Raw genomic sequence first — 18,357 nt, 5'->3', positions numbered from 1 at the left:
TGTCTCCTGGGGGTGGTGGTTGTCGTTGCGGGCCATGTTCGCATGGCCTGCGCTGCGCGGGGTGAACGCGCATGACAGCCTGTCTGCCGCCGAGGTTGCAGATTGCGCCCGGGCTCAGGCGGGCGTCATGTCCGGCTCAGGCCGTTGTGCAAACCAGTCGCCCAGAAAGCCGGTGAGCGCGCGGATCCTGGCCGACATCTCGCTGCGCGTGGTGTGCACCAGGTAGATGTCGGCCGCAGGCAACTGCCATTGGGGCAGGACCTCGCGCAGGGCGCCTGCGGCCAGCGGCGCGGCCACGTCCCACAGCGAGCGCTGCAGGATGCCGTGGCCGTCCAGTGCCCAGGTCAGGGCTGCAGCGCCATCGTTGGTGCTCATCACGCCGTTGACCTTGATGTTGTGCTCGCTCAGGCCCTGGCGCGTGCGACGGCTCAGGCGCCAGCTGCCATAGGTTTCGTCGCTCTCGCGGATCACGATGCAGCGGTGGGCCTGCAGGTCCGCAGGCTGGCGTGGCTCGCCATGGGCGTTGAGGTAGGAGGGCGCGGCGCACAGCACGCGGCGGTTGGGCAGCAGCAGGCGGGCGGTGAGGCCGGAGTCGGGCAGGGCGCCAAAGCGCACCACGGCGTCAAAGCCCTGCTCGACCAGGTTGACGGGCCTGTCCGTCAGGTGCAGCTGCACTTGCACCTCGGGATAGGCGCGCGCAAAGGCCGACAGCGCGGGCGCCAGCCGCTGGCGGCCAAAGCCCAGTGTGCAGGCAATGGACAGCGGGCCGCGCGCCGTGGCGCGCGTGCCCGAGATGCTGCGCTCCAGCGCCTCCAGGTCGGCCAGGATGCGCGCGCCGTCCAGCAGGTAGGCCTCGCCCTCGGGCGTCAGGTGGATGCGCCGTGTCGTGCGCTGCAGCAGGCGCACGCCCAGGCGCCGCTCCAGCAAGGACAGGCGGCGGCTTACGGCGGGCGGCGTCACGCCCATCTGCTGGGCCGCAGCGGCCAGGCTGCCTTCGCGGATCAGCAGCGAGAAGAAACGCAGGTCGGAAAAGCCGTCCATGGTGGATGCGGTGGATGGTTGATTCGTAAATTGAACTGATGGATCAATGCAATATTTTGCTATTTATGCAGCCTGGTTTACTGATTAGCATGGCAGGCTGACAGTCATGAACAACGTAGAAGGAATCTCCGGGATGCACACAGATCCATGGATGCCGGGCCTGCGCCAGCAGCGCATCACGGTCGATGACGGGGTGGAGATCAACGCCTGGGTGGGCGGCCAGGGGCCGGCCCTGCTGCTGGTGCACGGCCACCCGCAGACCAGCGCCATCTGGCACCGCGTCGCGCCCCGGCTGGCGCAGCAGTTCACCGTGGTGCTGGCCGACCTGCGCGGCTATGGCGACTCCTCGCGCCCCGCCGGCGATCCCGAGCATGTGAACTACAGCAAGCGCACCATGGCCCGCGACCTGCTGCGGCTGATGGCGCGGCTGGGCCATGAGCATTTCAGCGTGCTGGCGCATGACCGGGGCGCGCGCGTGGCGCACCGGCTGGCCATGGACTATCCCGCCAGCGTGCAGCGTCTGGTGCTGCTGGACATTGCGCCCACGCTGGCCATGTACGAGCAGACCGGCGAGGCCTTTGCGCGCGCCTACTGGCACTGGTTCTTCCTGATCCAGCCCGCGCCGCTGCCCGAGCGCCTGATCGAGGCCGACCCCGCCGCCTATGTGCGCGAGATCATGGGCCGGCGCAGCGCCGGCCTGGCGCCCTTCGATCCCCGGGCGCTGGCCGAGTACCAGCGCTGCCTGGCGCTGCCGGGCAGCGCGCACGGCATGTGCGAGGACTACCGCGCCTCGGCCGGCATCGACCTGGACCATGACCGCGAGGACCGCCGGCTGGGGCGCAGGCTGTCCATGCCGCTGCTGGTGCTCTGGGGCGAGGAGGGCGTGGTGCACCGCTGCTTCGATCCGCTGCGCGAGTGGCAGCTCGTGGCCGACGATGTGCGCGGCCGGCCGCTGGCCTGCGGGCACTACATTGCCGAGGAGGCGCCCGACGCACTGCTGGACGCGGCCCTGCCATTTCTGTTGCAGGCCGGGTGAGTGCGGTCATTGCTGGCTTTCGGGACTGCATTCAGGCAAGCCGGCAAAAAAGGGCAAAGAGGGCAAAGGTGCATTCGCACCATATCTGCGGAGACATAGCGTTCTCCATGGATTCAATTGGTATGCCAATCGTGTCCGGAAAAGGTAAGCAATTGAAAAAACCGCACGCCTGCTGCCCGCATGCAATGCCCAGGTCCCAATCCTTGAAAGCCGCTGGAGACAAGGCCTGGCAAGGGCTGGGCAACGCCTTGCGCCCATAGGGGACCACCGCACAAGGTGCAGGCGGGCCAATGCGCGGCCCATTGCCGATGCATGGTGAAACGCCGAACTGATACAGTCGCGCGGCCCGCCCGAGGGGGAGGGTCTTATTCATCACGGGATATTCACAATGAGCAACAAGAAAACCGCAGTGGCTGCTGCCGTGGCATTGGCCGTCGTGGCCTATGGAGGAACCACCTGGTATACGGGCCAAAGGGCCGAGTCCGGCTACAAGGATGCCGTGGCCGAATTGCGCAAGGTGCTGGGCGAGAAGGCCGTCGTGACCGACGAATACCACAAGGGATTCCTGTCGTCCCAGGCCAAGCTGGTGCTGCAGTGGCCTGCGGCTGGCGAGGCCGATGCGCCCGCCGCTGCAGACGCCGGCGCAGAAGCCGCCTCCAAGCCCGTGCGCCTGGTGGTGGACACCACGGTGCGCCACGGCCCGCTGGCCGGTGGCCGCCTGGCGGCAGCGGTGTCGGAGACGCGCTTTGCGCTCGACGGCCTGGACGAAAAGAGCCGCCAGACCCTGGCCAAGGCTGTCGCTCCCACGCTGACCAGCGTGCACCACTTCACGGGCGGCCAGGATGTGCGCCTGCTGCTGCCTGCAGGCGAGATGGGCGACAACGAAGTCACCATGCGCTGGCAGGAAATGGTGCTGGACACGGCCCTGGGCGGTGGCAGCGTCAAGGGCACCTGGCGCTGGCCCGAGGTGGCCCTGCTGGGCCTGCCCAGCCGCGACAAGTCCATGGAGGCGCAGGAGGATGAGGGCGAGGAGGAGGAATCCGACAACGACGAGGCCATCGCCGCCCAGCCGGCCGCAGCGCCGGTGGAGCGCACCAGCATCGTGCTCACGGGCCTGGAAAGCAGCTTCGAGAACAAGGTCATCGACGGCCTGTGGGGCCTGGGCCCCGGCAAGGCCAGCGTGCGCATCGCCCGCTTCGGCATGAGCAGCACGCCCGCCGAAGGCGGCGAGGCCAAGACGCTGCTGGACCTCAAGAACGTGGACGGCAGCTCGGTCATCGAGTCCGACAAGACCACGCTGGGCATGACCACCCAGGTCAAGGGCACCGGCCGTATCGGCCCCATCGATTTCGAGTCCGTGGGCTACGAGGAAAAGATCCAGCGCCTGGACATCGAGGCGCTGCGCGGCTTCCAGCGCGTCATGGTCGAGGGCTACCGCAAGGAGGGCCTGGCCAAGGCACTGGAGTCGCTGGAAGAGCAGGGCATGGGCGTGCTGATGCAGAACGCCCCGCGCCTGGTGGCGGCCCTGCCGGCCTACTCCATGAAGCTGCAGGCCACCTACCAGGGCCAGACCGGCCACCTGGAGTACGGCGCCGAAGTGCAAAGCGCGCCCACGCAGGAGCAGGTCGCCCAGGCCGGCTGGATGCCGGCGCTGCTCAAGACCTCGGCACTGCAGGCCAATGCCAGCCTGCCCAAGGCCTGGCTGGAGCCGCTGATCAAGGCATCGGGCAAGCCCGATGTCTCGGCCGAGGATGTGGAAGGCATGCTGGGCATGGCCCAGGCCACGGGCTATGCCCGCCTGGAAGGCGACAAGCTGGTCAGCGCGCTCAAGATGCAGGCCGGCCAGGTCACGCTCAACGGCAAGCCCATCGCCCTGCCCATGGGCGCGCTGCAGTAAGCGGCCATCCACCTTCGGGGCGTCGCCCCGGAAGGGGTTCTCAGGGATGCCACTGGCTGGCGCGCACCACGGGGGCCTGTGTGCTGGCGCTGCCCGCCAGCGCATAGGACAGCTGGTTGGCCGCCGCCACCACCGTCTGCGCCATGGCTTCCAGCCGGGCCTCGGGCAGGCGCGATGCCGGCCCGGAGATGCACACCGACCCCATCAGCCGCCAGTGCATGCCGAACACCGGCGCCGACACCGTGGCCACGCCCTGTTCGCGCTCGCCGATGGACCAGTGGTAGCCGCGCTGGCGGATCTGCTCGTACACCGGCCCTGGCTCGCCTGAAAACGCCAGGATCACGCGCCCCGGCGAGCCCTGGTCCAGCGGCAGCCCCTCGCCCATGCGCGCATGGTGGCGCAGGGCCTGCGGCCCTTCCACGCGCACGAGGCAGGTGCGCACATTGCCTTCGCGCACATAGAAGGCCGCGCTCTCGCCGCTGGCCTGCGTGAGCGCGCGCAGCGCGGGCTCCAGCACGTTCTGCACATCGAAGCCCGCCTGGTAGCGCGCACCCAGCCAGCCAGCGGCCGGGCCCAGGCGCCAGTCCCCATCGTCCCTTTGCACCATGAAGCCCGACTGCGCCAGCGTGCGCGCCAGCCGCAGCACCGTGGTCTTGTGCAGCGCGCAGCGCCGGCTCAGTTCCGCCAGGGACAGGTGCGACTCCCCGAGGGCGAAGGCGCCAAGCAGCTGCAAGGCACGCGTGACGGCGATGACGCCGCCGTCCTTGGCCGCGCTGGCCTTGTCATCGGGGGGCTGCGCCGGGGAAGGGGTGCTGGGGGGCTTGTTCATGGTGCAAGGCATGCAATTGGTTGCGCTGTATGAAACGGCATTGTATGGGTTGAAACGTTTTCATAAAGTTCGTCCCACGCACCGCAGCCATGCGGGCGTTGGACACAACAAACGGAGACAAACCGCCATGCCGATTTCCTCGCTTTCGCGTTGCCTCAACGCACGCCTTCTTGCCGTCCTGGTCGGCGTTGCCGCCATCGTGCCCATGGGTGCTGCCCAGGCCCAGGACGCCTATCCCCGCAAGCCCATCCGCCTGGTCGTGCCGTTTCCGCCCGGTGGCGGCACGGACATGATCGCGCGCACCGTGGCCCAGCGGCTGGCGGACCACAACAAGTGGACCGTGGTGGTGGACAACCGGCCCGGCGCCGGCGGCAACCTGGGCGTGGACGCCGTGGCCAAGGCCGCGCCGGACGGCCATACCCTGGTCATGGGCCAGACCAGCAACCTGGCCATCAACCCCTCGCTGTACGCCAAGCTGCCCTATGACCCGCTGAAGGATCTGGTGCCCGTGGCGCTGGTGGCTTCCGCGCCCATCGTCATGGCCGCGCCGGCCAACTCGCCCTACAAGACCTTTGCCGACCTGGTCAAGGCCGCCAAGGCCAAGCCCGACGGCCTCACGCTGGGCTACCCGGGCAACGGCACGGTGGCGCACCTGGCCGGCGAACTGGCCGAGAACGCGGCCGGCATCAAGCTGCGCCATGTGCCCTACAAGGGCGCAGCACAGGCCATGACCGACCTGGTGGGCGGGCAGATCGATTTCTACATGTCCGCCGTGCCCACGCTGCTGGGCCAGGTGCGCAACGGCAAGCTGCGCGCGGTGATGGTCACCTCGCTCAAGCGCTCCGCCCAGCTGCCGCAGACGCCCACGCTGGCCGAGTCCGGCTACCAGGACTTCGAGGCCGTCACCTGGTTCGGGGTGCTGGCGCCGGCTGGCACGCCGCAGGCCATCGTGCAGCAGCTGAACAAGGCCATCAACGATGCGCTGCTGGTGCCCGAGGTGGCCGAGAAGCTGCGCTCCGAAGGCGGCGAGGTGCTGGGCGGCTCGTCCGAGAAGTTCGCCGCGCTGCTGCGCGCCGAGGTGCCGCGCTGGGCACGCATCGTCAAGGACTCGGGCGCCAGCCTGGACTGAGCCCGGGGCAGGGGCGCCAGCCCTTTCGCTTCCTTCTCGCTCCCACCTCCCTTCCTTTCCTCCATCGAGATCTCGCCATGGACTGCGACAGCCTTGCCGTGCCCGTCCGTTTCTCGCAGGGCAGCGCCCGGCCCCGTGCCGTGCTGCCCCCGGATGCCTGCGACTGCCATGTGCATGTCTATGACGGCCGCTACCCGGCAACCCCGGGCGCGCGGCTGCTGCCGCCCGACGCCTCGGCCGGCGACTACCGCGCGCTGCAGCGGCGCCTGGGCACCTCGCGCTGCGTGCTGGTCACGCCGTCCACCTACGGCAGCGACAACCGCTGCATGTTGGACGGGCTGGCCGCCCTCGGCCCGCAGGCGCGGGGCGTGGCCGTGATCGATGGCAGCGAAAGCGATGACCAGCTGCAGCGCCTGCACGGCCTGGGCGTGCGCGGCGTGCGGCTGAACCTGTCGCTGGGCGTGACGGGCACGGCCGAGCTGCTGGTGCCGCTGGCCCGCCGCATTGCGCCGCTGGGCTGGCATCTGCAACTGCTGATGGCGCCGGACCTGCTGGCGTCGCTGGCCGGCGTGCTGCGGCAATTGCCGGTGCCGCTGGTGTTCGACCACTTCGGCCGCATCGCCCCCGAGCAGGCGGGGCGCCATGCGGGCCATGCGCTGCTGCTGGAGCTGCTGGAGGGCGGCAGGGCCTGGGTCAAGTTGTCCGGCGGCTACATCGTCAGCGCGCTGCAGTCGGTCGAAGACCCGGCGCTGGACGCCCTGGCCGCCAGCTATCTGCGCTGCGCGCCCGAGCGTGTGCTCTGGGGCAGCGACTGGCCGCATGTCAGCGCCTCGGCAGGCATGCAGCCCCTGCCCGATGACGCCCGCCAGATCGACCGCCTGGCCGACTGGACCGCCCATGCCGGCGGTGCCGCCACGCTGCGGCGCGTGCTGGTGGACAACCCCCGGGCGCTGTACGGCTTCGAGACCGCAGCGCCGCCATTGCATTGCACACAAGCAGGAGACAAACCATGAACACCTTCCATCCCACGCGCCGCACCCTGCTGGCCGCAGGGGGCGCCGCCCTGCTGGGGCCGCTGTGCAGCGCCGCCGTCCACGCGCAGCCCGCATGGCCGGCAGGCAAGCTCATCACCTGGGTCGTGCCCTATCCGCCCGGCGGCAGCACCGATGTGCTGGGCCGCCAGGTGGCACTGCACCTGGGCAAGGCCCTGGGCAGCACCGTGATCGTGGACAACCGCGCGGGCGCCACGGGCACCATCGGCGCGGCCTACGTGGCCAAGGCGGCGCCGGACGGCCACACGCTGCTGGGCACCTCCATCGGCCCTCAGGCGATCGCGCCCCACCTCATGGGCAAGCTGCCCTATGACCCGATTGCGGGCTTCGAGCCCGTCATCACCATCGGCACCATCCCCCATTTGCTGGTGGTGGGCGCGGCCCAGCCTTTCCAGTCGGTGGCCGATCTGCTGGCCGCCGCCAAGGCGCAGCCAGGCCAGCTGGCCTTTGCCTCGGGCGGCAGCGGAACCATCTTGCAGATGCAGGGCGAGCTGCTGCAAAGAAAGGGCGGCGTGCGCTTCATCCATGCGCCCTACAAGGGCGACACGCCCGCGCTGCAGGACACGCTGGCGGGGCAGGTGCAGTTCATGTTCGCCCCCGTGGCCGCCGCGCTGCCCCATGTGCAGGGCGGCAAGCTGCGCGCGCTGGCCGTGACCTCGGCGGCGCGCCTGAAGGCCCTGCCTGATGTGCCCACCATGGCCGAGGCCGGCATCGGCGACTTCGTGGTCGAGCAGTGGCAGGCCGTCTTTGCGCCGGCCAGGACGCCGGCCGCCATCGTGCAGCGGCTGAACCAGGAGATCGGCCAGGCGCTCAGGGACCCGGCCGTCGTGGCACTGGCCGAGCGGCTGGGCGTGACCCTGGTCGGCGGCACGCCACGGCAATTGGGCGAGCTGCAGAAATCCGACTCCGCCAAGTGGGCCCAACTCATCCGCGAGGCCGGCATCAAGGCCGACTGACGCGCGCACATCTTTCTGTTTTCCTTCACCTCATCTCACTGGACCATCATGAGCCAACTCCCAGAAATCATCCGTGACATAGAGCGCGTGGACGCCCAAGTCGTGCAGCGCGCAGCCGGCTTTCAGGCCGCCATCCTGGCCGACGTGGCGGGCCGCCGCGGCACCATGCATTCGCGCGTGGCGCCCGTGCACCAGGGCATGAAAGTGGCCGGCCCGGCCTTCACCGTCGAGGTGCGTCCCGGCGACAACCTCATGATCCACGCCGCCATCGCGCTGGCCCGGCCCGGCGACGTGCTGGTCATCGACGGCAAGGGCGACCAGACCGCCGCGCTGATGGGCACGCTGATGCTCAGCGCCTGCAAGAAGCTGGGCCTGGCCGGCGTTATCGTGGACGGCGCCATCCGCGACCGCCTGGAGCTGCTGGAGCTGGACTTCCCCGTGTTCAGCGCAGGCTTCAATCCCGCGGGCCCGACCAAGTTCGTGCCGGGCCGCATCAACCACGCCATCTCCGCTGGTGGCACGACGGTTCACCCGGGCGACCTGGTGGTGGGCGATGCCGATGGCGTGGTCGTCATCGAGCGCGCCAAGGCACCCGCCATGCTGGAGCTGGCCGTGAAGAAGGTGGCCGACGAGGCCGCCCGCATCGAGGCCATTGCGCGCGGCGACACGGCATCGAAGTGGCTGCCCGCGGCCCTGCGCGCGGCCGGCGTGCTCAAGGAAGGGGAATCGCTGTGAGCACCGTCATCGTCACCGGCGCCGATCTGGCGCCACAGGCCCTGGACCTGCTGGCCCGGCACGACATCGTCTATGCGGGCAAGACGCCCACCGAAGAGGACCTGGTCGCGCTGTGCCGCGCCCATGATCCCGTGGCCATCATCGTGCGCTACGGCAAGGTGGGCGCGGCCGTGATGGACGCGGCGCCCTCGCTGCGCGTGATCTCCAAGCACGGCAGCGGCACGGACACCATCGACAAGGCGGCCGCCGCCGAACGCGGCATTGCCGTGGTGGCCGCCGCGGGCGCCAATGCGGCGGCCGTGGCCGAGCAGGCACTCGCGCTGCTGCTGGCCTGCGCCAAGTCGGTGGTGGCGCTGGACGCCCGCATGCACGCAGGCCACTGGGACAAGGCCACGCACAAGAGCCTGGAGCTGGGCGGGCGCACCGTGGGCCTGGTGGGGCTGGGCGCCATCGGCCTGCGCTTTGCGCGCATGGCCGATGCGCTGGGCATGCGCGTGATCGGCTTCGATCCCTTCGCAAAGAACCTGCCCGCCTACGTGCAGCCCGTGGACCTGGAAACCATCTGGCGCGAGTCCGACGCGATTTCGCTGCACTGCCCGCTGACCGAGGAAAACCGGGGCATGCTCGGCGCCTCCACGCTGGCGGCCTGCAAGCGCGGCGTGATCGTGGTCAACACCGCACGCGGCGGCCTGATCGACGAGGCCGCGCTCCTGGCCGCCGTGCGCTCGGGCCAGGTGGCGGCCGCAGGGCTGGACAGCTTTGCGGTGGAGCCCATGGTGGCCGGCCACCCGTTCCAGGGCGAAAGGAACTTCGTGCTCAGCCCCCATATCGGCGGCGTGACCGGCGATGCCTACGTGAACATGGGCGTGGGCGCGGCCCGCAATGTGCTGGAGGTGCTGGCCCGCGTGCCTGCGGTGGCCGGCGCCTGAGCCAGGGCAGGGGCGCCGTGTGCGCCCTTGGCCCATGCATGTGCATGCATGTGATTTGAGGAGACAAGCGATGTCGAGGAATTTCCAAGAGGTCCGCCGCCTGGCCTTGCGCGGCGGCCTGCTGGCCGCCGTGGGGCTGGCCGTGCTGGGCGCCCAGCCCGCGCTGGCGCAGAAGGACTATCCGGCCAAGCCCGTGCGGCTGGTCGTGGGCTTTGCGGCGGGCGGCCCCACCGACGTGGTGGCGCGCGCCTTTGCCGACCATGCGGGCAAGGCGCTGGGCCAGCCCTTCGTGGTGGACAACAAGCCCGGGGCCAACACCATACTGGCCGCGCAGGCCGTGGCTGGCGCGCCGGCCGATGGCTATACGCTGCTGTTCGGCGCCACCAACCACAGCATGATCCCGGCGCTGTACCAGGGCCGCGTGAAGTTCGACGTGGTGCGCTCGTTCCGGCCGCTGTGCACGGTGGCCAGCAGCCCCACGGTGCTGGTCGTGGGGCCGGGCATGCCGGCGCGCAACCTGCAGGAGTACATGGACCAGGCACGCAGCCGGCCCGGCAGCGTCACGGCCGGCACGGCGGGCATGGGCAGTTCGGGCCATTTCGCCACCGAGATGTTTGCGCGGGCCAAGAGCCTTAAGCTCAACCACGTGCCCTACAAGGGCGCGGCGCCCGTGGTCACGGATCTCATGGGCGGCCAGCTCGACAGCTCCTTCGCCACGCTGGGCTCGGTGCTGCCCCAGGTGCGCAGCGGCAAGCTCACGGCGCTGGCCGTGGCTTCGCCCAGACGCGCGTCCCTGCTGCCCCAGGTGCCCACCTTTGCCGAAGCGGGCGGCGGCGACTACTCGGCCGATGTCTGGTACGGCGTGCTCGCGCCGGCCGGCATTCCCGACGGCGCGGCCCAGGCGCTGGAGCGCGTGGCCGTGGAGTTCGCCAAGAGTGCATCGGCCGCGGAAAAGCTGCACGGCCTGGGCATGGATGCCGAGTCCAGCTGCGGCAGCGCCTTCGCGCAGCGCGTGGCCAGCGAAGCGGCCTCCTATGCGCAGATCGCCCGCGAACTGAACCTGAAGGCGGATTGATTCGGCCGCCGCCCCCTCTAAAAAATGTGGAGACAAGCCATGAAATTCCTTGCCAGAACCCTGATCGCGGCCTGCGCCCTGGCCGCCGCCGTGGCCCAGGCCGCCTTTCCCGAGCGTCCCATCACCCTGGTCGTGCCCTATGCGCCCGGCGGCGGCGCCGACGCGGCCGCGCGCCTGCTGGCCACGCGCATGGGCGCGCGGCTGGGCACCAGCATCATCGTGGACAACCGGCCCGGCGCCAGCGGCACCATTGGCGCCAGCCAGGTGGCCAAGGCGCGCGCCGACGGGTACACGGTGCTCTACGACGCCACGCCGTTTTCCATCAACCCGCATCTGTTTGCCAAGCTGCCCTATGCGCGCAGCGCGCTGCAGCCGCTGTCGCTGGTGCTGCTCATGCCCAATGTGGTCGTGGTCAAGGCCGACTCGCACGTGCGCAGCGTGGCCGACCTGGCGGCCAGGGCCAAGGCGCAGCCGGGCAAGATCAACTTCGCCTCGGGCGGCAGCGGCACGGTGCAGCGCCTGGCGGCCGAGCTGTTCCGCCAGCGGCTGGAGCTGGACATGGTCCATGTGCCCTACAAGAGCGGCGGGCCGGCCATTGCCGATGTGATGGGCGGGCAGGTGGACTTCATGTTCGGCACCATGGCGGCCACCTATCCGCTGGTCACGGGCGGCAAGCTGCGCGCCCTGGCCGTGGCGGCGCCCCAGCGCTCGGCGCGCCTGCCCGATGTGCCCACCGTGTCCGAGACCGTGATTCCCGGCTACGAGGCCTATGAGTGGAACGGCATCTTCCTGCCCACGGGCACGCCCGAGCCCGTGGCCGCGCGCCTGCACCAGGCGCTGTCCGAGGTGCTGCAGGAAGCCGAGGTGCGCCAGCGCCTGAGCGACCTGGGCGCCCAGCCCATGGCATCGACGCCGGCCGAGTTCGCCGCCTTCCTCCAGAAGGAAGACGCCAAGTGGGGCGAGGTGGTGCGCAAGGGCGCCATCGTGCTGGACTGAGCGCATGGGCATGACCGACATCGCCATGGCCGTGCCGCACTCGGCCGGCACGAGCAGGCCTGCGCGCACGCTGCCGCCCCTGGCTTGCGACAGCCACATGCACATCTTCGATGCGCGCTTTGCGCCGTCGCCGCACTGGCCGCGCACGCCTCCGCAGGCCGACGTGGCCATGTACCGTCAACTGCAGCGGCGCCTGGGCACCTCGCGCGCCGTGGTGGTCACGCCCTCGACCTATGGCACGGACAACGCCTGCACGCTGGATGCGCTGGAGCGCCTGGGCGATGATGCGCGCGGCGTGGCCGTGGTCGCCCACGATGTGGCCGATGCCGAGCTGGACCGGCTGGCCACGCACCGTGTCTGCGGGCTGCGCGTGAACTTTGTCTCGCCGCAGTCCTGGGGCGAGACCACGGCCCACATGCTGGTCACGCTGGCGCACCGGGTCGCACGGCTGGGCTGGCATGTGCAGGTCTTCGTGCAGCCCGAACAGCTGGTGGCGCTGGAGCCCGTGCTGGGCGCGCTGCCCGTGCCCCTGGTCGTGGACCACCTGGGCCGCATGGACCCGGCTGAAGGCATGGAGGGCGCGGCCCATGCCGCGCTGCGCCGGCTGCTCGATGGCGGCAACACCTGGGTCAAGCTCTCCGGCGCCTATATGCGTTCATCGGTGGGCGGCCCCTCCTATGCCGACACGCTGCCGCTGGGCCGCGACCTGGTGCGCGCCGCACCCGAGCGCCTGGTCTGGGGCAGCGACTGGCCGCACACCACCGAGGCGCCGGGCTCCGTCGACGATGCCGATCTGGTCGATCTGCTGCAGGCCTGGGCGGGCACGGACGAGGCCATGGACCGCATCCTTGTCGACAATCCAGCGCGCCTGTACGGTTTCAGCGCCATCCCCTGAAATCCCGAGAAAGACAAGCACCATGTTCCTGCTGCAAGCCCCCCAGGTCTGCGAACTCGAATCGTTCACCACCATGCCCGACGCACTGCGCCGCCCCGAGCGCAGCGACTGGGCCGATGCCAACCGCAGCGGCGCCGTGACCGACTCCTTCCTCGAGGGGCCGGTGTTCGACGGCGCCGGCAACCTGTACGTGGCCGACATTCCCTGGGGCCGCGTCTTCCGCATCGATCCGCAAGGCGCCTGGACCCTGGTGGCCGAGTACGACGGCGAGCCCAACGGCATGAAGTTCCTTGACGAGCGCACGCTGCTGATCACCGACTACAAGAACGGCCTGATGTGCCTGGAGGTGGCCACGGGGCGCGTCAGCCCCTATCTGCAGCGGCGCAACAGCGAGCGTTTCAAGGGCGTGAACGACCTGGTCTTCGATGCCGAAGGCAACCTCTACTTCACCGACCAGGGCCAGAGCGGCCTGCACGATCCCAGCGGCCGCCTGTACCGCCTGCGTCCGGACGGCCGGCTGGACCTGCTGCTGGCCAACGTGCCCAGCCCCAACGGCGTGGCGCTGTCGCCCGACGGCCGCGTGCTCTACCTGGCCGTGACGCGCGGCAACTGCGTCTGGCGCGTGCCCCTGCTGCCCGATGGCAGCGTGGCCAAGGTGGGGCAGTTCTTCACCTCCTACGGCCCCAGCGGTCCCGACGGGCTGGCCGTGGATGACCAGGGCCGGCTGCTGGTGGCCAACCCGGGCCTGGGCCTGGTGTGGGTGCTCAACCATCGGGCCGAGCCCGTGCAGGTGCTGCGTGGCGTGCCGGGAAGCTCGCTCACCAACCTGGCCTTTGGCGGCGCGGACCGCCGCACGCTGCATGTGACGGACTCCACGCACGGGCGCATTCTGCGTGCCCGGCTGGAGGCGCCGGGGCTGGCGCTGCACGGCTTGAACAAGGGCTGAGGCGGCCGTCGCGACCGTCTCAGCCGTCTCAGTCGTCTCAGTCGTCGCAACCGTTGCTCAGGGCCTGGCCGGCATGTCCAGGATCTCCCGGGCTTCCTGCAGCAGGCCTATCCACAGCTGCTCCTGCTGTATGCCGGCCTTGAGCACCAGGTGCTGCAGCCGCCGCTCGCGCGTGGGCGGCTTGTCCAGGAAATCGCGCTGCTCCAGGCGCTGGTAGACGTCCAGCTGCGCCTGGTGCAGTGCCAGCAGCCGCTGCACTTCGTCCTGCAGTCCGCAGGGCCCCACCACCGCCTCGGCACGCAGGCGGACCATCCATTCCTCGCGCAGCGGCTTGGGGTCTTCCTGCTCGGCCACCCAGCGCTTGAGCTCCTTGCGGCCCGTGGGAAGGATGCGGTACTGGCGCTTGCGGCCCCGGCCGGATTCGGCGGGCAGGGCCTCTATCCATTGCGCCTCTTCCAGCCGGGCGAGTTCGCGGTAGATCTGCTGGTGCGTGGCGTTCCAGAAGTAGCCGATGGAGCGGTCGAAGCGCTCGGCAAGTTCCGAGCCCGAGCAGGGGTGCTCGACCAAGGCGGTGAGAAGGGCGTGTGGCAGGGACATCGGCAACAAAGGGACTGGCGCTGGGCGCCATCTTACGGGCCTGCATGGAGGTGCGGCCAAGCGCTGCAGTCATTTCTGCAATTTTTTGCGCAACCAGTTGCATAAATAAAGGAGGCTGACTACATTCATGCAATCAGTTGCATAAAAAAGCGAGACAGGCATGACCCACTACCCCCACCTGAATGCCGAACTGGACCTGGGCTTCACCACGCTCAGAAACCGCGTGCTCATGGGCTCCATGCACGTGGGCCTGGAGGAGGCGCCCAACGGTTTCGAGCGCATGGCCGCCTTCTATGCGGAACGGGCACGTGGCGAGGTGGGCTTGATCGTCACGGGCGGCATCGCCCCCAATGAGCGGGGCCGGCCCATGAAGGGCGGCGCCATGATGGTCAACGAACACGAGGCGGACCAGCACCGCATCGTCACGCAGGCCGTCCATGCCGAGGGCGGCAAGATCGCCATGCAGATCCTGCACTTCGGCCGCTACGCCTACCAGCCCGGGCTGGTGGCGCCCAGCGCACTGCAGGCGCCCATCAACCCCTTCGTGCCGCATGCGCTGACGGGCGACGAGGTGGAGCAGACCATCGAGGACTTCGTGCGCTGCGCAGCCCTGGCCCGGCATGCGGGCTACGACGGCGTGGAGATCATGGGCTCGGAGGGCTACCTGATCAACGAGTTCATCGCTGCACGCACCAACCACCGCGATGACGAATGGGGCGGCAGCTACGCGGGCCGCATGCGCTTTGCGGTGGAGATCGTGCGGCGCACGCGCCAGCGCGTGGGGCGGGACTTCATCATCATCTACCGCCTGTCCATGCTGGATTTGGTGGAGGGCGGCTCCACGCTGGAGGAAGTGATCGCGCTGGCCCAGGCCATCGAGGCCGCGGGCGCCACGCTGCTGAACACGGGCATAGGCTGGCACGAGGCGCGCATCCCCACCATCGCCACCAAGGTGCCGCGCGCCGCCTATGCCTGGGTCACGCAGCGCGTGATGGGGCAGGTGGGCATCCCGCTGATCACCTCCAACCGCATCAACACGCCCGAAGTGGCCGAGCGCCTGCTGGCCGAGGGCTATGCCGACATGGTCTCCATGGCCCGGCCGCTGCTGGCCGATGGCGACTTCGTGCGCAAGGCACGCCAGGGCCGTGCCGACGAGATCAACACCTGCATTGCCTGCAACCAGGCCTGCCTGGACCATACCTTTGGCGGCAAGATCACCTCCTGCCTGGTCAACCCGCGCGCCTGCCATGAGACCGAGCTGGTGATTGCGCCCGCGCCCGCCGCCAAGCGCATCGCCGTGGTGGGCGCCGGCCCGGCGGGCCTGAGCTTTGCCGTCACCGCCGCGCAGCGCGGCCATGCGGTGACCTTGTTCGATGCGGCCAGCGAGATCGGCGGGCAGTTCAACATTGCCAAGAAGGTGCCCGGCAAGGAGGAGTTCCACGAGACGCTGCGCTACTTCCGCCGCCAGCTGGAGCTGGGCGGCGTGGCGCTGCGACTGGGCCACCGCGTGGAGGCTGCCCAGCTCATCGAGGGCGGCTATGACGAGATCGTCCTGGCCACGGGCATACGGCCGCGCCTTCCCGCCATCGACGGCGTGGACCATCCCAAGGTGCTCGGCTATCTGGACGTGCTGCAGGGCGACAGGCCCGTGGGCGAGCGCGTGGCCATCATCGGCGCGGGCGGCATCGGCTTCGATGTGGCCGAGTACCTGACCCATGCCGGCGACAGCGGCGCCGTGGCGCCCCGCAAGTTCTATGCGGAGTGGGGCATAGACACGGACTACGCCCAGGCCGGCGGCCTGGCGCAGCCGCAGGCCCAGCCCTCGCCGCGCCGCGTGCACCTGCTGCAGCGCAAGTCCACCAAGGTGGGCGACCAGCTGGGCAAGACCACGGGCTGGATACACCGTACCTCGCTGAAGGCACGCAGCGTGGCCATGGGCTCGGGCGTGGCCTATGAGCGCATCGACGACGCCGGCCTGCACATCACCGTGGACGGCCAGCCGCAACTGCTGGAGGTGGACAACGTCGTGCTCTGCGCGGGCCAGGAGCCGCAGCGCGAGCTGCATGCGGCCCTGAGCGCGGCGGGCTGCAGCGTGCACCTGATCGGCGGCGCCGACGTGGCGGCCGAACTCGACGCCAAGCGCGCCATCCTGCAAGGCACCACGCTGGCGGCCAGTCTTTGAGGGCGCCGCCCGATTCCGTTTTCCACCTCAACCACCAGGAGACAAGCATGTCCCAGCCCCCGAAGAACGCCCATCCCGCAGTCGCCCGCTCCCTGGAGCTGTGGCATCGCATGGTTGCCGCCAGCGACCTGGGCGAGCTGCACACCATCGTCCATCCCGATGCAGTGTTCCGCTCGCCCATGGCGAACACGCCCTATGCCTCGGCAGCCGCGCTGATGCTGGCGCTGTCCACCGTGGTCCAGGTCTTCGAGAACTTCACCTACCACCGCCAGATGGCCAGCGATGACGGCCTGGACGTGGTGCTGGAGTTCAGCGCCAGCGTGGGCGGCAAGAACCTCAAGGGAATCGACTTCATCCGCTTCGACGAGCAGGGGCTGATCCGGGAATTCGAGGTCATGGTGCGCCCCATGAGCGGCCTGCAGGCCCTGGGCACGGAGATGGGCAAGCGGCTGGGCGACAAGCTTCCCGCCTTCAAGGCCGTGGCCTGAGGGCAGGGCGCGCCATGAAAAACGCCCCCGAAGTTTCGGGGGCGTTTTGCCGTGGGCGTCAGCCGGTCAGAGCGTTCCGGCCTTCTGGCGGGCGATGGCATCGGCCACGCCCTTGCCGTAGGCCGGGTCGGCCTGGGTGCAGTGCGCTATGTGCTTTTGCACGATGTGCTCGGACACACCGGCGATGTTGCGCGCCGTGTTCTCGAACAGGCGCTGCTGCGCATCGGGCGTGAGCAGGCGGAACAGGTCGCCGGGCTGGGTGAAGTAGTCGGCGTCGTCCTCGCGGTAGTTCCAGCGGTCGGCCGCGCCGTTGAGGGCCAGCGGCGGCTCGGCGAAGGCCGGCTGCTCCTGCCACTCGCCCTTGGTGTTGGGCTCGTAGGCGATGGTGCCGCCGTAGTTGCCGTCCACGCGCATGGCGCCATCGCGGTGGTAGGCGTGGTAGGGGCAGCGCGGCGCGTTCACGGGGATCTGGTGGTGGTTCACGCCCAGGCGGTAGCGCGCGGCATCGCCATACGAGAACAGGCGCGACTGCAGCATGCGGTCGGGCGAGGGGCCGATGCCCGGCACCAGGTTGGCCGGCGTGAACGAGGCCTGCTCCACATCGGCGTGGTAGTTGCGCGGGTTGCGGTTGAGCTCCATCACGCCCACTTCGATCAGCGGGTAGTCCTTCTTGCTCCAGACCTTGGTCAGGTCGAAGGGGTGGAAGCGGTAGGTCTCGGCTTCATGCTCGGGCATGATCTGCACGCACAGCTTCCAGCGCGGGAACTCGCCGCGGTCGATGGCCTCGAGCAGGTCGCGCTGGCTGCTTTCACGGTCGGAGGCGACGACGGAGGCCGCCTCGGAATCGGTGAAGTTCTCGATGCCCTGCTGGCAGACCCAGTGGAACTTGACCCAGTGGCGCTCGTTGCTGGCGTTGATGAAGCTGTAGGTATGCGAGCCGAAGCCGTGCATGTGGCGGTAGCCGCGCGGAATGCCCCGGTCGCTCATGACGATGGTGATCTGGTGCAGCGCCTCGGGCAGGCCGGTCCAGAAGTCCCAGTTGTTCTCGGGCGAGCGCAGGTTGGTGTAGGGATCGCGCTTGACGGCCTTGTTCAGGTCCGGGAACTTGAGCGGGTCGCGGAAGAAGAACACCGGCGTGTTGTTGCCCACCAGGTCCCAGTTGCCTTCCTCGGTATAGAGCTTGACGGCGAAGCCGCGGATGTCGCGCTCGGCGTCGGCCGCGCCGCGCTCGCCGGCCACGGTGGAAAAGCGCGCGAACACTTCGGTCTGCTTGCCGATGTCGGAGAACACCTTGGCGCGGGTATAGCGCGTGATGTCACCCGTCACGGTGAAGGTGCCGAAGGCGCCCGAGCCCTTGGCGTGCATGCGGCGCTCGGGAATCACTTCGCGGTTGAAGTGGGCCATTTTTTCCAGATGCCACAGGTCCTGCAGCAGCATCGGGCCACGCGGGCCGGCCGTGAGCGAGTCCTGGTTGTTGGCAACCGGGGCACCTGCGGCGGTGGTGAGCTTGTGGGTCATGGTCTCTCCTTGATCGAGGGGTGGTAGCGGCGCCGGCTTGCACGCAGGCAGCGCGG

At 69.5% G+C, this 18,357-nt stretch carries 18 protein-coding genes; 13 read left to right on the top strand and 5 right to left on the bottom strand.

The window, feature by feature from the left end:
- Nucleotides 1–114: 114 nt before the first annotated feature.
- Entirely contained in the window at nucleotides 115–1,041 is a 927-nt protein-coding gene (locus DTS01S_RS16870) for a LysR family transcriptional regulator (protein ID WP_061288165.1), read from the bottom strand.
- Nucleotides 1,042–1,174: 133 nt separating this feature from the next.
- Between DTS01S_RS16870 and DTS01S_RS16865 the strand changes: the two genes are divergently transcribed.
- Entirely contained in the window at nucleotides 1,175–2,077 is a 903-nt protein-coding gene (locus DTS01S_RS16865) for an alpha/beta fold hydrolase (RefSeq protein WP_016451547.1), read from the top strand.
- Between the two features lie 31 nt (nucleotides 2,078–2,108).
- Here the strand turns inward: DTS01S_RS16865 and DTS01S_RS30515 are convergent, their stop codons facing one another.
- Nucleotides 2,109–2,450, bottom strand: a complete 342-nt coding sequence (locus DTS01S_RS30515) for a hypothetical protein (protein ID WP_139223836.1) — start codon at nucleotides 2,448–2,450, stop codon at nucleotides 2,109–2,111.
- A 15-nt stretch (nucleotides 2,451–2,465) separates the two neighbouring features.
- Between DTS01S_RS30515 and DTS01S_RS16860 the strand changes: the two genes are divergently transcribed.
- Nucleotides 2,466–3,974, top strand: coding sequence for a YdgA family protein (locus DTS01S_RS16860; protein WP_061288163.1), 1,509 nt, complete (start codon nucleotides 2,466–2,468; stop codon nucleotides 3,972–3,974).
- Nucleotides 3,975–4,014: 40 nt separating this feature from the next.
- Here the strand turns inward: DTS01S_RS16860 and DTS01S_RS16855 are convergent, their stop codons facing one another.
- Nucleotides 4,015–4,803, bottom strand: coding sequence for an IclR family transcriptional regulator (locus tag DTS01S_RS16855; protein WP_016451548.1), 789 nt, complete (start codon nucleotides 4,801–4,803; stop codon nucleotides 4,015–4,017).
- A gap of 127 nt (nucleotides 4,804–4,930) precedes the next feature.
- Between DTS01S_RS16855 and DTS01S_RS16850 the strand changes: the two genes are divergently transcribed.
- The 9 genes from DTS01S_RS16850 (at nucleotide 4,931) to DTS01S_RS16810 (ending at nucleotide 13,516) form a co-directional block, all read left to right on the top strand.
- Entirely contained in the window at nucleotides 4,931–5,932 is a 1,002-nt protein-coding gene (locus DTS01S_RS16850; protein ID WP_061288161.1) for a Bug family tripartite tricarboxylate transporter substrate binding protein, read from the top strand.
- A gap of 77 nt (nucleotides 5,933–6,009) precedes the next feature.
- Nucleotides 6,010–6,945, top strand: coding sequence for an amidohydrolase family protein (locus tag DTS01S_RS16845; RefSeq protein ID WP_046987105.1), 936 nt, complete (start codon nucleotides 6,010–6,012; stop codon nucleotides 6,943–6,945).
- A complete protein-coding gene (locus DTS01S_RS16840; protein WP_016446269.1) occupies nucleotides 6,942–7,940 on the top strand; it encodes a Bug family tripartite tricarboxylate transporter substrate binding protein in 999 nt (332 codons plus the stop codon). Before DTS01S_RS16845 ends, DTS01S_RS16840 begins: the two co-directional genes overlap by 4 nt.
- A gap of 48 nt (nucleotides 7,941–7,988) precedes the next feature.
- Nucleotides 7,989–8,675, top strand: a complete 687-nt coding sequence (locus tag DTS01S_RS16835; protein ID WP_016446268.1) for an RraA family protein — start codon at nucleotides 7,989–7,991, stop codon at nucleotides 8,673–8,675.
- The gene (locus DTS01S_RS16830) at nucleotides 8,672–9,604 is read left to right on the top strand and encodes an NAD(P)-dependent oxidoreductase (RefSeq protein ID WP_061288159.1); all 933 of its coding nucleotides are present in this window, start codon (nucleotides 8,672–8,674) and stop codon (nucleotides 9,602–9,604) included. Before DTS01S_RS16835 ends, DTS01S_RS16830 begins: the two co-directional genes overlap by 4 nt.
- A 70-nt stretch (nucleotides 9,605–9,674) precedes the next feature.
- The gene (locus DTS01S_RS16825) at nucleotides 9,675–10,679 is read left to right on the top strand and encodes a Bug family tripartite tricarboxylate transporter substrate binding protein (protein WP_017403832.1); all 1,005 of its coding nucleotides are present in this window, start codon (nucleotides 9,675–9,677) and stop codon (nucleotides 10,677–10,679) included.
- A 39-nt stretch (nucleotides 10,680–10,718) separates the two neighbouring features.
- A complete protein-coding gene (locus DTS01S_RS16820) occupies nucleotides 10,719–11,675 on the top strand; it encodes a tripartite tricarboxylate transporter substrate binding protein (RefSeq protein WP_061288157.1) in 957 nt (318 codons plus the stop codon).
- 4 nt (nucleotides 11,676–11,679) lie between these two features.
- Nucleotides 11,680–12,570 (top strand): amidohydrolase family protein, encoded by an 891-nt coding sequence (locus DTS01S_RS16815; protein WP_061288155.1) that lies wholly within the window; start codon nucleotides 11,680–11,682, stop codon nucleotides 12,568–12,570.
- A 22-nt stretch (nucleotides 12,571–12,592) separates the two neighbouring features.
- Nucleotides 12,593–13,516, top strand: coding sequence for an SMP-30/gluconolactonase/LRE family protein (locus DTS01S_RS16810; RefSeq protein ID WP_061288153.1), 924 nt, complete (start codon nucleotides 12,593–12,595; stop codon nucleotides 13,514–13,516).
- Nucleotides 13,517–13,573: 57 nt separating this feature from the next.
- Here the strand turns inward: DTS01S_RS16810 and DTS01S_RS16805 are convergent, their stop codons facing one another.
- Complete coding sequence (locus DTS01S_RS16805) at nucleotides 13,574–14,113, bottom strand: PadR family transcriptional regulator (RefSeq protein WP_016446262.1); 540 nt, start codon at nucleotides 14,111–14,113, stop codon at nucleotides 13,574–13,576.
- A 160-nt stretch (nucleotides 14,114–14,273) separates the two neighbouring features.
- Between DTS01S_RS16805 and DTS01S_RS16800 the strand changes: the two genes are divergently transcribed.
- Nucleotides 14,274–16,295: an NADPH-dependent 2,4-dienoyl-CoA reductase gene (locus tag DTS01S_RS16800; protein ID WP_061288150.1), complete on the top strand. Its 2,022-nt coding sequence runs from the start codon at nucleotides 14,274–14,276 to the stop codon at nucleotides 16,293–16,295.
- Nucleotides 16,296–16,342: 47 nt separating this feature from the next.
- Nucleotides 16,343–16,783, top strand: coding sequence for a nuclear transport factor 2 family protein (locus tag DTS01S_RS16795; RefSeq protein ID WP_016446260.1), 441 nt, complete (start codon nucleotides 16,343–16,345; stop codon nucleotides 16,781–16,783).
- 66 nt (nucleotides 16,784–16,849) lie between these two features.
- On the opposite strand, the gene DTS01S_RS16790 is transcribed toward DTS01S_RS16795, so the two are convergent.
- Nucleotides 16,850–18,301, bottom strand: coding sequence for a catalase (locus DTS01S_RS16790; protein WP_016446259.1), 1,452 nt, complete (start codon nucleotides 18,299–18,301; stop codon nucleotides 16,850–16,852).
- Nucleotides 18,302–18,357 lie beyond the last annotated feature (56 nt).

The sequence above is a fragment of the Delftia tsuruhatensis NBRC 16741 genome (assembly GCF_001571325.1).
GTDB classification, from domain to species: domain Bacteria; phylum Pseudomonadota; class Gammaproteobacteria; order Burkholderiales; family Burkholderiaceae_C; genus Comamonas; species Comamonas tsuruhatensis.
Note: the sequence above shows the minus strand (reverse complement) of the source record. Positions and strands in the feature narration are given on the sequence as shown.

Coding starts and splice junctions, on each gene's coding strand:
- DTS01S_RS16870 (WP_061288165.1), bottom strand. CDS start 1,041: ATGGACGGCTTTTCCGACCTGCGTTTCTTCTCGCTGCTGATCCGCGAA.
- DTS01S_RS16865 (WP_016451547.1), top strand. CDS start 1,175: ATGCACACAGATCCATGGATGCCGGGCCTGCGCCAGCAGCGCATCACG.
- DTS01S_RS30515 (WP_139223836.1), bottom strand. CDS start 2,450: ATGAATAAGACCCTCCCCCTCGGGCGGGCCGCGCGACTGTATCAGTTC.
- DTS01S_RS16860 (WP_061288163.1), top strand. CDS start 2,466: ATGAGCAACAAGAAAACCGCAGTGGCTGCTGCCGTGGCATTGGCCGTC.
- DTS01S_RS16855 (WP_016451548.1), bottom strand. CDS start 4,803: ATGAACAAGCCCCCCAGCACCCCTTCCCCGGCGCAGCCCCCCGATGAC.
- DTS01S_RS16850 (WP_061288161.1), top strand. CDS start 4,931: ATGCCGATTTCCTCGCTTTCGCGTTGCCTCAACGCACGCCTTCTTGCC.
- DTS01S_RS16845 (WP_046987105.1), top strand. CDS start 6,010: ATGGACTGCGACAGCCTTGCCGTGCCCGTCCGTTTCTCGCAGGGCAGC.
- DTS01S_RS16840 (WP_016446269.1), top strand. CDS start 6,942: ATGAACACCTTCCATCCCACGCGCCGCACCCTGCTGGCCGCAGGGGGC.
- DTS01S_RS16835 (WP_016446268.1), top strand. CDS start 7,989: ATGAGCCAACTCCCAGAAATCATCCGTGACATAGAGCGCGTGGACGCC.
- DTS01S_RS16825 (WP_017403832.1), top strand. CDS start 9,675: ATGTCGAGGAATTTCCAAGAGGTCCGCCGCCTGGCCTTGCGCGGCGGC.
- DTS01S_RS16820 (WP_061288157.1), top strand. CDS start 10,719: ATGAAATTCCTTGCCAGAACCCTGATCGCGGCCTGCGCCCTGGCCGCC.
- DTS01S_RS16815 (WP_061288155.1), top strand. CDS start 11,680: ATGGGCATGACCGACATCGCCATGGCCGTGCCGCACTCGGCCGGCACG.
- DTS01S_RS16810 (WP_061288153.1), top strand. CDS start 12,593: ATGTTCCTGCTGCAAGCCCCCCAGGTCTGCGAACTCGAATCGTTCACC.
- DTS01S_RS16805 (WP_016446262.1), bottom strand. CDS start 14,113: ATGTCCCTGCCACACGCCCTTCTCACCGCCTTGGTCGAGCACCCCTGC.
- DTS01S_RS16800 (WP_061288150.1), top strand. CDS start 14,274: ATGACCCACTACCCCCACCTGAATGCCGAACTGGACCTGGGCTTCACC.
- DTS01S_RS16795 (WP_016446260.1), top strand. CDS start 16,343: ATGTCCCAGCCCCCGAAGAACGCCCATCCCGCAGTCGCCCGCTCCCTG.
- DTS01S_RS16790 (WP_016446259.1), bottom strand. CDS start 18,301: ATGACCCACAAGCTCACCACCGCCGCAGGTGCCCCGGTTGCCAACAAC.